We start from the raw sequence: 13097 nt of genomic DNA on the forward strand, positions 1-13097 counted from the left end.
GCTGCCCGGGGACCACGACGCTGTCGCTGACCGAACAGATGCTGCGCCGGCGGCCGGTCACCGGCGCGCCGGTCGCCGTCGGGGCCGGCGACCATCTCGAGCGCACCATCGGTGCCTTCCAGCTGACCATGTTCGGCGTCGGCGCGACGGTCGGCACCGGCATCTTCTTCGTGCTGTCCGAGGCGGTGCCCAAAGCCGGACCCAGCGTCGTGATCTCCTTTCTCGTCGCCGGCCTGGCGGCCGGGCTTGCGGTGATCTGTTACGCCGAACTGGCCTCGGCGGTTCCGGTGTCCGGCTCGACCTACTCCTACGCCTACGCCACCCTCGGCGAGGTGGTCGCCATGGGCGTGGCCGCCTGTCTGCTGCTGGAGTACGGGGTCGCCACCGCCGCCCCCGCCGTCGGATGGAGCCAGTACGTCAACAAGCTCATGGAGAACTTCACCGGCCACCGGCTGCCGCAGGCCCTGTCGGCCGCGCCGTGGGACGCCACGCCCGGGTGGGTGAACCTGCCCGCCGTCATCCTGGTGATGCTGTGCGCCCTGCTGCTGATCCGCGGCGCCAGCGAGTCGGCGACGGTCAACACGATCATGGTGATGATCAAGCTCGGGGTCCTGGCGATGTTCTCGGTGATCGCGTTCACCGCGTTCAGCGCCGATCGCTTCGCGAGCTTCGCGCCGTACGGGGTGGCCGGCATCGGCGCCGCCGCCGGAACGATCTTCTTCTCCTACATCGGTCTGGACGCCGTCTCCACGGCCGGCGACGAGGTGAAGAACCCGCAGCGCACCATGCCCCGGGCGCTGATCGCCGCGCTGCTGGTCGTCACCTCCTTCTACGTCGTGGTGACCATCGCCGCGCTCGGCGCCCAGAACTGGCCCGAGTTCGACAACCAGGAGGCCGGGTTGGCGGCGATCCTGGACAAGGTCACCGGAGGGCGGTACTGGGGCACGGTCCTGGCCGCCGGGGCGGTGATCTCGATCTTCTCGGTGACCCTGGTGACAATGTACGGCCAGACCCGCATCCTGTTCTCGATGGGCCGCGACGGCCTGCTGCCGTCACTGTTCGCCAGGGTCAACCCCCGCACCATGACGCCGGTCAACAACACGGTGATCGTGGCGATCGTGGTCGCCCTGCTGGCCGGCTTCGTGCCGCTGGACTACCTGGCGGACCTGGTCTCGATCGGGACGCTCACGGCCTTCATCGTGGTGTCGGTGGGGGTGATCCTGCTGCGCATCCGTGAACCCGACCTGCCGCGCGGATTCCGGGTGCCCGGCTATCCCCTCACCCCGATCCTGGCGATCCTGGCCTGCTTCTACATCCTGGCGAGCCTGCGCTGGTACACCTGGGTGGCGTTCGCCGGCTGGGTGTCGGTCGTGCTGGTCTACTACTTCGTCTGGGCCCGCCATCACAGTGCGCTCAACCGAATCGAGGAACCCGCATGACGGTGGTGGTCGGTTATCTGGCCGGCAAGAGCGGCAACGCGCCGCTGCATCTGGCGGTCAGCATCGCCCGCACGCTGCGCACCTCGCTGACCGTCGCGACGATCGTGCCCAAACCCTGGATCTCGCCGGCGCCCGCGCGGGTGGACGCCGAGTACGCGGCGTGGGCCGAACAACTCGCCGCCGATTCCGCCAAGGAGGCGCAGCGCTACCTGCAGGCACTGCCCGACCCCCCGGACGTCAACTATCGCAGTCACCCGCACCGGTCGGTGTCCGGCGGACTGATCGCGATCGTCGAGGAGCTGCAGGCCGAGGTCCTGGTGCTGGGATCCTCGGCGGACGGACAGCTCGGCCAGGTGGTGCTCGGCTCGACCGCCGACCGGCTGCTGCACTCCGCTCCGGTGCCGTTGGCCATCGCCCCGCGCGGCTACCGCGCCAGCCCGAGCGCGACGGTGAGCCGGCTCAGCTGCGGCTTCCCCGGCACACCCGAGGCGGTGGAGACGGTGCGCGCCGTCGCCGAACTGGCCGCCCGGCTCGCCGTTCCGTTGCGCGTCCTCACCTTCGCGGTGCGGGGCCGCACGATGTATCCCCCCGAGGTCGGGCTGCACGCCGAGGATTCGATCCTGGCCGCCTGGGAGGAACAGGCCCGCGCGACGCTGGAGGAACTGCGCACCGACGGTGTGGTCGGCCAGGACGTCGATCTTTCCGTGGTCAGCGGCAACGGCTGGGACGAGGCGCTGGACGCCGCCGACTGGCAGGAGGGCGAGATCCTCGCACTGGGCAGCGCGGCGCGCGGCGACGTCGCACGCGTGTTCCTTGGCTCGCATGGCTCCAAGATCCTGCGGCACAGCCCGGTCCCGGTTCTGGTGCTGCCCCGCTGAGGGCGCCTAGTACTTGAGCACGCCCCGGTCGACGAGGATCTGCGAGCCCGACAGCACCCCGGAACCGTCGCCGGCAAGCCACACGACGACCTCGGCCGCCTCCTCCGCGGACATGAAGTCGCTGCGCTTGGCACCCGATCCCTTGGCCGGCGGCTGATACGGCATCGGCGCGTAGCTGTGCAGGAAGCTCGGATGCGCCTTGAGGATCCCCAGCATCGCATCGTTTTGGATCATCGGCGTCGCGATCGAATACGGGTGGATCGAGTTGACCCGGATGCCGTACTCGCCCAACTCCAACGCAAGGGTGTTCGTCAGCGCGGTCAGCCCGTGCTTGGCCGCCGCGTAGTGCCCGTTACCCGGGGTTGCCTTCACCCCGGCCGCCGAACTGACCACGATGATCGAGCCTCCGTTGCCGGCCGCGATCATCGGCGGGATGGCCGCGCGAAGGGTACGCCAGGTACCGGTCAGGTTCACGTCGATGACGGTGTTCCACTGTTCGTCGGACAGTTCCCACACCCGGCCCCAGCTGAGCACCCCGGCGTTGGCGACGACGATGTCGAGCCGGCCGAACTGCTCGCTGCCGTCGGCGACCAGTTCATGCACCGCCGCGTCGTCGCGGATATCGACCTGGCGGGCCAACACCTTGCGACCCTCGGCTTCCACCAGTCGTACGGTCTCGGCGAGGTCCTCCGGGGTGGCACCGACGTAGGGGATGGTGTCGGAGACCGGTGCGCAGATGTCGCAGAGGACGACGTCCGCTCCCTCGCGGGCGAGTCGTACCGCGTAGGCGCGGCCCTGGCCGCGCGCGGCGCCCGTGACGAAGGCGACTCGTCCCTCCAGGGCGCTCTGCGCCATCAGCGGTCCTTTCCCGAAGCCCACGTCAGGCTAGCAACGAGGCCCCGGCCGCCTGTCGCCCGCTCAGGAATCAGGCGGCGTCCCCCGGACCGCCCGGCGAACGATGTCGCTGACCTGCCGGCGCACGGCGGGGTCGGCGCGCACGTCGATCTCGCCGTCAAGGGGTATGCCGTGCTCCCGCAGGATCCGCAGGATCTCCATCAGCGGACCAGCCTGGCCGCTGAGGTCGTAGGTCGCGTTGTCCTCGGCGATGCTGAACTGCGCAGGCAGCATTCCGGAGACCAACGCGCTTCGCTGCCAGTCGATCCGGTACTGCCCGGTCGCGGGATCGACCAGCACGACCATCTGCCCGCCGGTGATGATCGGCAGGCGGGTGACCGAGGCGATGACCCGCTCCTCGGCGTCGAAGGCCGCCAATCCCGGCCCGGTGATCCGAAACGCCACCTTCACCAACGGCTGGTCGTTGATCCGCACACCGGTCTCGGTGATGCCGGTGACCCGGCCCAGCGCCAGCACCCCGTGCTGCTCGAGATAGCGGTCCCGGGCGGCGGACTTCTCGGCCCGACTGGTCAACGCCAGGGCGGCCAGCACATCGGCGGCGGTGATCACCAGACCGGCGTAGAACATCCACTTGAGCAACGGATCCCGGCCGGTCGCGAAGAACACCGTCAGGAAGACCGGGCCGACCACACCTCCGAAGAGCAGGACCAGACCCTGGGCCTTGAGATAGCGCGTGAAAGTCCCCACCCGTGAAAATCAGCAGAGGTCAGAACCAGCGACCGATCAGGCCGTTCCAGTTCAGCTCGAAGACGGGCGCGGGCGCCGACATCTTCGCCAGTCCGGCCGGCGGGGCCGGCGTGCTCGACGGTGCGGGGGCCGACCGGCGCAGCGGCAAGCCCAGCGAGAGTTCACCCGGCAGCGCCTGGGGCACCGACAAGCCGGCCGCCGCGGCGAAAGCCGCGGTCAGACCGGTCAGGTCCCCGGCCAGATCGGGCACGGTGGCGGCGGGCAGACCCGACGGCAGCGGCCAGTGCTCGGGGAGGTGCGGAGTCCGGGGAACGAGGGCGACGGTGGGTTCCGGCGAGTCGCCGCTGGAGGCCAGCAGGAGCGCGCCGACCACCGCCGGGCTGAGGACGACGGCCGCCGCGGCAAGAGCCTTGACGGTCGACGTGGCAAGAACATCCATCCGGTCCGCACCCCTCCTTTCAGCCCTGACAGCCAGACCCTATCGCGAGCCTACTGCGGCACACGAAAGCGGCGCCCGTTTCACGGGCGCCGCTTCGCGGACTCTCAGCTTCCGGCCTACTTGACGATCTTCGTCACCCGACCCGCGCCGACGGTGCGACCGCCCTCACGAATCGCGAAACGCAGACCTTCGTCCATGGCCACCGGCTGGATCAGCTTCACCGAGATGTCGGTGTTGTCGCCGGGCATGACCATTTCCGTGCCCTCCGGCAGAGTGACCACGCCGGTCACGTCGGTGGTGCGGAAGTAGAATTGCGGACGGTAGTTGTTGAAGACCGGCGTGTGTCGGCCGCCCTCGTCCTTGCTCAGGATGTAGACCTGACCTTCGAACTCGGTGTGCGGGGTGGTGGTGCCGGGCTTGACGATCACCTGACCGCGCTCGACATCCTCGCGCTTGACACCGCGCAGCAGCAGCCCGACGTTGTCGCCGGCCTGACCCTGGTCGAGCAGCTTGCGGAACATCTCCACACCGGTGACCGTGGTCTTGGTGGTCTCCGGGCGGATGCCGACGATCTCGACCTCCTCGTTGACGTTGACGATGCCGCGCTCCACCCGGCCGGTCACCACGGTGCCGCGACCGGTGATGGTGAACACGTCCTCAACGGGCATCAGGAACGGCTTCTCGGTGTCGCGGACAGGGTCCGGAATCGACTCGTCGACGGCGTCCATGAGGTCCTCGACACTCTTGACCCACTTCTCGTCGCCTTCGAGGGCCTTCAGCGCCGACACCCGGATCACCGGGGCCTCCTCGTCGAACTCCTGAGCCGCCAGCAGCTCGCGGACCTCCATCTCGACGAGCTCGAGCAGCTCCTCGTCGTCGACCATGTCGGCCTTGTTCAGCGCCACCAGGATGTAGGGCACGCCCACCTGGCGGGCCAGCAGCACGTGCTCGCGCGTCTGCGGCATCGGGCCGTCGGTTGCCGCGACCACCAGGATCGCGCCATCCATCTGCGCCGCGCCGGTGATCATGTTCTTGATGTAGTCGGCGTGGCCCGGAGCGTCGACGTGCGCGTAGTGCCGCTTCTCGGTCTGGTACTCCACGTGGGAGATATTGATGGTGATGCCGCGCTGACGCTCCTCGGGCGCATTGTCGATCTGGTCGAATGCACGCGACTCGTTCAGATTCGGGAACTTGTCGTGCAGAACCTTGGTGATCGCCGCGGTCAGCGTGGTCTTGCCGTGGTCAACGTGACCGATGGTCCCGATGTTGACGTGCGGCTTCGTCCGCTCGAACTTCGCCTTCGCCACTTCTACTGTCCTCCTGGACTTGTTGGTGCTTTGGTTAAAGCAGATGGTTGTTATTCAGTTGTGTGGTCGGGCAAGGCTGGGCCGTTCGTTCACTGACCGGTCGCCTTGGCGATGATTTCCTTCGACACGTTCGCCGGAACCTCGGCGTAGGAGTCGAACACCATGGAGTAGTTTGCCCGGCCCTGGGTCTTCGACCGAAGGTCGCCGACATAGCCGAACATCTCCGAGAGCGGCACCAGCGCCTTGACGACGCGGGAACCGCCCCGCTCCTCCATGGCCTGGATCTGACCACGGCGGGAGTTCAGGTCGCCGATCACGTCGCCCATGTAGTCCTCGGGCGTGGTGACCTCGACAGCCATGATGGGCTCCAGAATGACCGGCTGGGCTGCGCCCGCGGCCTTCTTGAGCACCTGGGAACCCGCGATCTTGAACGCCATCTCCGAGGAGTCGACCTCGTGGAAGGCGCCGTCGAGCAGGGTGACTTTCAGGTTGACCAACGGGTAGCCCGCCAGCACGCCGTACTGCATGGCGTCCTGGGCGCCGGCGTCGACCGAGGGGATGTACTCCTTGGGGATGCGCCCGCCGGTGACCTTGTTGACGAACTCGTAGGTCGCGCCATCCTCGCCGGTGAACGGCTCGATGCTGATCAGGACCTTCGCGAACTGGCCCGAACCGCCGGTCTGCTTCTTGTGGGTGAACTCGACGCTGTCGACCTTCTTGCGGATGGTCTCCTTGTAGGCGACCTGCGGCTTGCCGACGTTGGCCTCGACCTTGAACTCCCGGCGCATCCGGTCGACCAGGATGTCCAGGTGCAGCTCGCCCATGCCGCCGATCACGGTCTGGCCGGTCTCCTGGTCGAGGTGCACCTTGAAGGTGGGGTCCTCTTCGGCGAGCTTCTGGATCGACAGGCTCAGCTTCTCCTGGTCGCTCTTGGTCTTGGGCTCGATGGCCACCTCGATGACCGGGTCGGGGAAGGTCATCGACTCCAGGACCACCTGGTCGTTGGGGTCGCACAGGGTGTCCCCGGTGGTGGTGTCCTTCAGGCCGATGACGGCGTAGATGTGGCCGGCGCTGGCCTTGTCGACCGGGTTCTCCTTGTTGGAGTGCATCTGGAACAGCTTGCCCAGCCGCTCCTTCTTGCCCTTGGTGGCGTTGATGACCTGCGTGCCGGAGTCAACCTTGCCGGAGTACACCCGGACGTAGGTGAGCTTGCCGAAGAACGGGTGGGTCGCCACCTTGAACGCCAGCGCGGAGAACGGCTCGTCCACCGAGGGCTTGCGGATGACCTCTTCGTCCTCGCGGCCGGGCCGGTGGCCGACGGCCGGCGGCACGTCCAGCGGGGAGGGCAGGTAGTCGATGACCGCGTCGAGCATGGGCTGCACGCCCTTGTTCTTGAACGCACTGCCGCACAGCACGGGGTAGGCCTGCGAGGTGATGGTCAGCTTGCGCAGCGCGCCCTTGATCTCCTCGACGGTGAGTTCCTCGCCGCCGAAGTACTTCTCCAGCAGCGCCTCATCGGTCTCGGCGACCGCCTCGAGCAGCTTGGTGCGGTACTCGTCGGCCTTCTCGGCCATGTCGGCGGGGATGTCGATGACTTCGTACTTCTCCCCCAGCTTGGTCTCCCCGCGCCACACCTTGGCCTTCATCTCGACCAGGTCGACGACGCCCTCGAAGTCGCCCTCGGAGCCGATCGGCAGCTGAATCGGGATCGCGTTGGCGCCCAGGCGGTCCTCCATGGTCTTCACCGAGAAGTAGAAGTCGGCTCCGACCTTGTCCATCTTGTTGACGAAGCAGATGCGCGGGACGTCGTACTTGTCGGCCTGGCGCCACACCTGCTCGGACTGCGGCTCCACGCCCTCCTTGCCGTCGAAGACCGCTACCGCGCCGTCGAGTACGCGCAGCGAACGTTCCACCTCGACGGTGAAGTCGACGTGGCCGGGGGTGTCGATGATGTTGATCTGGTTGTCGTTCCAGAAGCACGTGGTGGCCGCCGAGGTGATGGTGATCCCGCGCTCCTGCTCCTGCTCCATCCAGTCCATGGTGGCCGCACCGTCGTGCACCTCACCGATCTTGTAGCTGATCCCGGTGTAGTAGAGGATGCGCTCGGTCGTCGTCGTCTTACCGGCATCGATGTGCGCCATGATGCCGATGTTGCGGACCTTGTTCAGGTCGGTCAGCACGTCCTGTGCCACAGCAGTCTTCCCACTCTTTCGATATCAGTCGTTCGATAGCAGTCGTTCGTCGGGCTGGCTCGCCCAGGTTGTCACCAGCGGTAGTGCGCGAAAGCCCGGTTCGCCTCGGCCATCTTGTGGGTGTCCTCGCGCCGCTTCACCGAGGCGCCCAGGCCGTTGCTGGCGTCGAGGATCTCATTGGCCAGCCGCTCGACCATCGTCTTCTCCCGACGCTGCCGCGAGTAGCTGACCAGCCAGCGCAGGGCGAGCGTGGTGGAGCGGTCCGGACGCACCTCGACGGGCACCTGGTAGGTGGCGCCGCCGACGCGGCGGCTGCGCACCTCGAGGGTCGGCTTGACGTTGTCCAGCGCCCGCTTGAGGGTGATCACCGGATCGGTGCCGGCCTTGTCGCGCGCCTGCTCGAGCGCGCCGTAGACGATGCGCTCGGCCACCGACTTCTTGCCCTTGAGAAGAATCTTGTTGACCAGCTGGGTGACCAGCTGCGACCCGTAGACGGGGTCGTTGACCAACGGGCGCTTGGGCGCGGGTCCCTTGCGCGGCATCAGCTCTTCTCCTTCTTGGCGCCGTAGCGGCTGCGAGCCTGCTTGCGGTTCTTGACGCCCTGGGTGTCCAGCGAGCCGCGGATGATCTTGTAGCGCACGCCCGGGAGGTCCTTCACCCGGCCGCCGCGCACCAGCACCATGGAGTGCTCCTGGAGGTTGTGGCCCTCCCCGGGGATGTACGCGGTGACCTCAACCTGGCTGGTCAGCTTGACGCGCGCGACCTTGCGAAGCGCCGAGTTGGGCTTCTTGGGAGTCGTGGTGTAGACGCGCGTGCACACGCCGCGGCGCTGCGGGCTGCCTTTGAGCGCCGCGGTCTTCACCTTGGCGGTCTTGTCGTGGCGACCCTTGCGGACCAGCTGCTGGATGGTGGGCATCTACCGGTTGTCTCTTTCGTCTCCGTGCTGCGTTCTTGCCGTGCGGGTGGTCGTGTACTGCAGTTTTGGTCCGGTCACGTACCCCGCAACCGGGTGTGTCGCATGCCGTGCGCACCGTGAAACCGCAGAGATTCCGCGCTGCTCACAGACATGCAAATTGGCCCGGAGTGCGCGCCTGTCACGGCTTTCGCCGCGTGCACACCCTGACGGCCGCTCCCCACGATACCAGGCTGGCTACCTGCCTCCAAAACCGGCTGAAGGTGCCCTAAGCGCAGGTCAGGGGGTGCCCAGAGGGTCGTTGCGGCGGGCCATGCCGGCGGCCAGCCGCAAAACCATGTCGGAGAACACCGCGTCGGTGTCCACCCCGCCGGCTCCGCCGGGATCGGCGCCGGCCTGCATCACCCCGGTCATTTCCAGCAACACGAAGCCGTGCAGGGCGGCCCAGAACTCCAGCGCGGCGTAGAAGGCGTCCTGGCCGTCCAGACCGTAGGAGGCCAGAACCGCGATCACCGGCGCGGCGGCGGCATGCGAGGCGGCGGTGAACTCCGGGTCGTCGCCGCCCAGCGGGGTCCGGGTGAACGCCGAGTAGCGGCCCGGGTGGTGGTGGGCGTAACTGCGGTAGGCGCTGGCCATCGCCATCACCGCGTCGTCGCGGGTGCGACCGGTGCCGACGGTGCTGAGCATCGTCAGGATGTCGTCGATGACCCTCATCCGCACCGCGCGGCGCAGGTCGTCCAGGCTCTCCAGGTGGTTGTACAGCGAGGGGCCCTTGGTGCCCAGCTGGGTCGCCAGGGCGTTGACCGTCAGGGCGTCCCACCCCTCGCGGTCGAGGAAGGCCAGCGCCGCGTTGACGATGAGATCGCGGCTGAGCTTGGGCGAATGGGCCCGGGAGGTCACAGTCGGCAACTCTAGTGCCGGTCCGCGGCCCGGCACGCGCTGGCACGGTTAGGCTCGGCCGCGATGCGATGGCTGACCGCGATCACCGCCGTGGGGGCGGTCGCGCTGCTGGCCGGTTGCGGCTCCGAGGACGGACCCGCCGGTCGCGGGCCGGCGGCCGGGACCGTCGACTACGGGTCGTTCGGGACGACCGCGACGATCGACTGCGCCGACGGCAGGTCGGTGAACGTGGCGGGCTCCAACAACAGGTTGAGCATCTCGGGACGCTGCGAGTCGATCCGTGTCGGCGGTGCCGACAACCGGATCACCATCGAGCAGATCGACGGCGAGCTGGCCGTGGCCGGGCTCAACAACACCATCACCTACGCGGCGGGCGAACCCGCGGTGAGTGACTCCGGGGCGGGCAACCGCATCAGCCGCGGCTGATCGGGCTCGCTCAGGACGGCGCGCCGTGGCGGCCGGCACCGTCGGCGAACCGCCTGGCCCCGGCGACGGCCTCGGCGGAGACCCTCGACAGGCTGGCGAACTCCGAGGCCATGGCGTCGCGCTCGGACAGTCCCCACTGCCGCAGCGCCGAGAGCCGGTCGGCGCGCAAACATTGCTGTGGACGTGCGGCCAGTTCGGCCGCCAGTTCCCCGGCGGCACGCCGCGCCTGCCCGCGCGGCACCACCCGGTTGGCCAGACCGATCGCCAGCGCCTCGTCGGCGTCCACCGGCCGGCCGGTGAGGATCATGTCCATCGCCCGGCTGTGACCGATCAGCCGGGGCAGGCGCACCGTGCCGCCGTCGATCAGCGGCACCCCCCAGCGGCGGCAGAACACCCCGAACACCGCGTCCTCCTCGACCACGCGCAGGTCGCACCACAGCGCCAGTTCCAGACCGCCCGCGACGGCGTAGCCGCTGACCGCGGCGATGACCGGCTTGGACAGCTCCATGCGGGTCGGTCCCATCGGCCCGGGCCCGCTGGTATGGGTGGGATTGGCATCGGCGGTGCCGATCGCCTTGAGATCGGCACCGGCGCAAAACGTTCCGCCGGCGCCGCAGAGCACCGCGACCGACGCCGAGTCGTCGCGCTCGAACGCTTCGAACGCACCGAACAGCGCCAGCGCGGTGGGGCCGTCGACGGCGTTGCGCGCGTGCGGGCGGTCGAGGACGACCGTGGTGACCGGTCCCTGTTTGTCGACCCGAACGCTCATCGCCGCACTCCTTCGACCTCGAGCCGCCCGCCCGGCCGGGCGCGGTCGCGCCGGGCCGTCATCTCCGCCGCGAACTCCCGGTAGGCCGCGCGGATCCGCGCACCCGGCCAGTCGGCGCTCAGCAGATCGGCGGGCAGCACCGGGTCGGTGAGCAGGTGGCGGACCATTGCGGCGGCGACGGCGAAGCGGGCGGGAACCGCCGCCGCGGCCGACATCTCGCGCAGCAGCCGATGGCCGGTCGCCGACCACGCGGCGAGATCCCACAGCCGCCCGGCGAGTTCGGCCGGACTCTCGTCGAATGACCGAAGCACCCGCACCCGCTGCCGGACGCCGGCGGGCAGTTCCACACACAGGTTGTCCGGCCGCAGCCACACACCGTCGCGCAGTTCGGCAAAACGGATGTCCTGCAGGGTCTTTCGGAATGCTGCGCGGGCCGGGGCGGCGACTCCCGCGGTGGTGACCACCAGGGTGATCCAGCTTCCGTCCCACGCCCGGGTGCGAGGGTCGAGTGCTTCATCCTGGCGGCGCTGGCGCGCCAGCAGCCGGTCGGAGAGCCGGTAGCCGTCCGCCGAGCGGACCAGATCACCGGCGGCGACCATCCGGGTCAGCGCGACGCGCAGGGTCGGCTCCCTGATCTGGAAGCCGTCGGTCAGCGCCAGCAGGTCGGCGGTGGTGGCCCACGCCGGGTGCGCGCCGAGCAGCACCGACAACACCACCGAGCGCGCGGTCAACCGGTCGTCACCCCTTCACCAGCGCGCGCTCGAGGATCGGCGCCAGATCCAGCCCGGCCGGCAGGGTGCCGAACGCGCCACCCCAGTCACCGGCCGTCCGGGTGGCCAGGAAAGCCTCGGTGACCGCCGGATGGCCGAAGCGCACCAGCAGCGAACCCTGCAGGGCCAGGCTGATGTCCTCGGCGACCCTGCGGGCCCGGTACTCGAGGGTGGCAGGGTCCTTGAGGGCGAATCGCATCCGCTCGACGTGGCCGTCCAGCCGTGCGTCCTGCCCGGCGGTCGCGCCCAGTTCGTCGAACAGCACCTCGGCGCAGTCGGGCCGGGTGGCCATGGCGCGCAGCGTGTCCAGGGCGCTGACATTGCCGGAGCCCTCCCAGATCCCCATCAGCGGCGCCTCTCGGTACAGCCGCGGCATGCCGGAGTCCTCGGCATAGCCGTTGCCGCCCAGGCATTCCATCGCCTCGGCGGCGTGCGGGGTGGCCCGCTTGCACACCCAGTACTTGGCCGCGGCCAGGCCGATGCGGCGCAACAGCGCCTCGCGCTCGTCGTGGCGGGTGACCGCGTCGGTGGCCCCGGCCATCCGCATCGCCAGCATGGTGGCGGCCTCGGCTTCCACGGCGAGGTCGGCGAGCACGTTGCGCATCAGCGGCTGGTCGATGAGATCGGCGCCGAACGCCCTGCGGTGCTGGGCGTGATGGATGGCGCGGGTCAGACCCTGGCGCATGCTGGTCGCGCTGCCCAGCGTGCAGTCCAGCCGGGTCAGGTTGACCATCTCGATGATGGTCGGCACACCGCGGCCCTCCTCCCCGACCAGCCAGGCAACCGCACCGTCGTACTCGACCTCGCTGGAGGCGTTGGCGTGGTTGCCGAGCTTGTTCTTCAGCCGCTGCAGCAACATCCGGTTGCGGGTGCCATCGGGCAGGACGCGCGGCAGCAGAAAGCAACTCAGGCCTCCCGGTGCCTGCGCCAGCACCAGGAACACATCGCACATCGCCGCGGAGGTGAACCACTTGTGGCCAGTGATCCGGTAGGTCCCATCAGTCTCGGGAACCGCCCGGGTGGTGTTGGCGCGGACGTCGGAGCCGCCCTGCTTCTCGGTCATCGACATGCCGGCGGTGATGCCCGCCTTGGCGGTCGGGACCGTCAGCGCGGGGTCGTATTCCCGGCTGGTCAGCAGCGGCTCGTACCGCGCGGCCAGGTCCGGGTTGTGGCGCAGCGCCGGGACCACGGCGTAGGTCATCGAGATCGGGCAGACGTGGCCGGGTTCGGGCGTCCACACGCTCATCTTGGCCGCCCGCACGACATGCGCGCCGGGGCGACCGTCGGCCCACGGGGCGGCGTGCAGACCGTGCGCGATCGCGGTCCCCATCAACTCGTGGTAGGCCGGGTCATACTCGATCTCGTCGATGCGGTGGCCGTAGCGGTCGTGGGTGTGCAGCACCGGGCGGTTGCGGTCGGCGAGTTCCCCCCAGCGCTGGGCGGTGTCGCCGCCGGCGATCGC

Annotated in this window: 14 protein-coding genes; 3 read left to right on the forward strand and 11 right to left on the reverse strand. The window is 69.0% G+C overall.

Going from position 1 to position 13097, the window contains the following annotated elements; all coding sequences use genetic code 11:
* The first annotated feature begins 38 nt into the window (after window positions 1-38).
* Together ACKOB8_RS06820 and ACKOB8_RS06825 are read left to right on the forward strand one after the other, a co-directional pair.
* A complete protein-coding gene (locus ACKOB8_RS06820) occupies window positions 39-1439 on the forward strand; it encodes an amino acid permease (RefSeq protein WP_526376454.1) in 1401 nt (466 codons plus the stop codon).
* Window positions 1436-2317 (forward strand): universal stress protein, encoded by an 882-nt coding sequence (locus tag ACKOB8_RS06825; protein WP_526376455.1) that lies wholly within the window; start codon window positions 1436-1438, stop codon window positions 2315-2317. The genes ACKOB8_RS06820 and ACKOB8_RS06825 overlap by 4 nt, the downstream gene beginning before the upstream one ends.
* A gap of 6 nt (window positions 2318-2323) precedes the next feature.
* Here the strand turns inward: ACKOB8_RS06825 and ACKOB8_RS06830 are convergent, their stop codons facing one another.
* The 8 genes from ACKOB8_RS06830 to ACKOB8_RS06865 all read right to left on the reverse strand — a co-directional run bounded on the left by ACKOB8_RS06830 (window position 2324) and on the right by ACKOB8_RS06865 (window position 9670).
* A complete protein-coding gene (locus ACKOB8_RS06830; RefSeq protein WP_526376456.1) occupies window positions 2324-3172 on the reverse strand; it encodes a mycofactocin-coupled SDR family oxidoreductase in 849 nt (282 codons plus the stop codon).
* Window positions 3173-3235: 63 nt separating this feature from the next.
* Window positions 3236-3919 carry an SHOCT domain-containing protein gene (locus tag ACKOB8_RS06835; RefSeq protein WP_526376457.1) on the reverse strand — a complete coding sequence of 228 codons (684 nt, stop codon included), beginning with the start codon at window positions 3917-3919 and terminating at the stop codon, window positions 3236-3238.
* 19 nt (window positions 3920-3938) lie between these two features.
* The gene (locus ACKOB8_RS06840; RefSeq protein WP_526376458.1) at window positions 3939-4358 is read right to left on the reverse strand and encodes a hypothetical protein; all 420 of its coding nucleotides are present in this window, start codon (window positions 4356-4358) and stop codon (window positions 3939-3941) included.
* Between the two features lie 116 nt (window positions 4359-4474).
* Complete coding sequence (tuf, locus tag ACKOB8_RS06845; RefSeq protein ID WP_526376459.1) at window positions 4475-5665, reverse strand: elongation factor Tu; 1191 nt, start codon at window positions 5663-5665, stop codon at window positions 4475-4477.
* An 89-nt stretch (window positions 5666-5754) separates the two neighbouring features.
* A complete protein-coding gene (fusA, locus tag ACKOB8_RS06850; protein ID WP_526376460.1) occupies window positions 5755-7857 on the reverse strand; it encodes an elongation factor G in 2103 nt (700 codons plus the stop codon).
* A 71-nt stretch (window positions 7858-7928) separates the two neighbouring features.
* A complete protein-coding gene (gene rpsG, locus ACKOB8_RS06855) occupies window positions 7929-8399 on the reverse strand; it encodes a 30S ribosomal protein S7 (protein WP_526376461.1) in 471 nt (156 codons plus the stop codon).
* On the reverse strand, window positions 8399-8773 hold the full coding sequence (rpsL, locus tag ACKOB8_RS06860; protein ID WP_526248891.1) for a 30S ribosomal protein S12: 375 nt from the start codon (window positions 8771-8773) through the stop codon (window positions 8399-8401). Before rpsL ends, rpsG begins: the two co-directional genes overlap by 1 nt.
* 276 nt (window positions 8774-9049) lie before the next feature.
* Window positions 9050-9670, reverse strand: coding sequence for a TetR/AcrR family transcriptional regulator (locus ACKOB8_RS06865; RefSeq protein ID WP_526376462.1), 621 nt, complete (start codon window positions 9668-9670; stop codon window positions 9050-9052).
* Between the two features lie 63 nt (window positions 9671-9733).
* Between ACKOB8_RS06865 and ACKOB8_RS06870 the strand changes: the two genes are divergently transcribed.
* Window positions 9734-10096 carry a DUF3060 domain-containing protein gene (locus ACKOB8_RS06870; RefSeq protein WP_526376463.1) on the forward strand — a complete coding sequence of 121 codons (363 nt, stop codon included), beginning with the start codon at window positions 9734-9736 and terminating at the stop codon, window positions 10094-10096.
* Between the two features lie 10 nt (window positions 10097-10106).
* Here the strand turns inward: ACKOB8_RS06870 and ACKOB8_RS06875 are convergent, their stop codons facing one another.
* The 3 genes from ACKOB8_RS06875 to ACKOB8_RS06885 form a co-directional block, all read right to left on the reverse strand.
* Window positions 10107-10865, reverse strand: a complete 759-nt coding sequence (locus tag ACKOB8_RS06875) for a crotonase/enoyl-CoA hydratase family protein (protein WP_526376464.1) — start codon at window positions 10863-10865, stop codon at window positions 10107-10109.
* Complete coding sequence (locus ACKOB8_RS06880) at window positions 10862-11596, reverse strand: PaaX family transcriptional regulator C-terminal domain-containing protein (RefSeq protein WP_526376465.1); 735 nt, start codon at window positions 11594-11596, stop codon at window positions 10862-10864. The genes ACKOB8_RS06875 and ACKOB8_RS06880 overlap by 4 nt, the downstream gene beginning before the upstream one ends.
* Window positions 11597-11603: 7 nt before the next feature.
* The coding region (locus ACKOB8_RS06885) for an acyl-CoA dehydrogenase family protein (RefSeq protein ID WP_526376466.1) at window positions 11604-13097 on the reverse strand (1494 nt) is incomplete at its 5' end.

It is taken from the genome of Mycobacterium sp. (genome assembly GCF_046091765.1).
Lineage (GTDB): Bacteria > Actinomycetota > Actinomycetes > Mycobacteriales > Mycobacteriaceae > Mycobacterium.

Coding starts and splice junctions, on each gene's coding strand:
- ACKOB8_RS06830 (WP_526376456.1), bottom strand. CDS start 3,172: ATGGCGCAGAGCGCCCTGGAGGGACGAGTCGCCTTCGTCACGGGCGCC.
- ACKOB8_RS06840 (WP_526376458.1), bottom strand. CDS start 4,358: ATGGATGTTCTTGCCACGTCGACCGTCAAGGCTCTTGCCGCGGCGGCC.
- ACKOB8_RS06870 (WP_526376463.1), top strand. CDS start 9,734: ATGCGATGGCTGACCGCGATCACCGCCGTGGGGGCGGTCGCGCTGCTG.
- rpsL (WP_526248891.1), bottom strand. CDS start 8,773: ATGCCCACCATCCAGCAGCTGGTCCGCAAGGGTCGCCACGACAAGACC.
- rpsG (WP_526376461.1), bottom strand. CDS start 8,399: ATGCCGCGCAAGGGACCCGCGCCCAAGCGCCCGTTGGTCAACGACCCC.
- ACKOB8_RS06820 (WP_526376454.1), top strand. CDS start 39: ATGCTGCGCCGGCGGCCGGTCACCGGCGCGCCGGTCGCCGTCGGGGCC.
- ACKOB8_RS06825 (WP_526376455.1), top strand. CDS start 1,436: ATGACGGTGGTGGTCGGTTATCTGGCCGGCAAGAGCGGCAACGCGCCG.
- ACKOB8_RS06875 (WP_526376464.1), bottom strand. CDS start 10,865: ATGAGCGTTCGGGTCGACAAACAGGGACCGGTCACCACGGTCGTCCTC.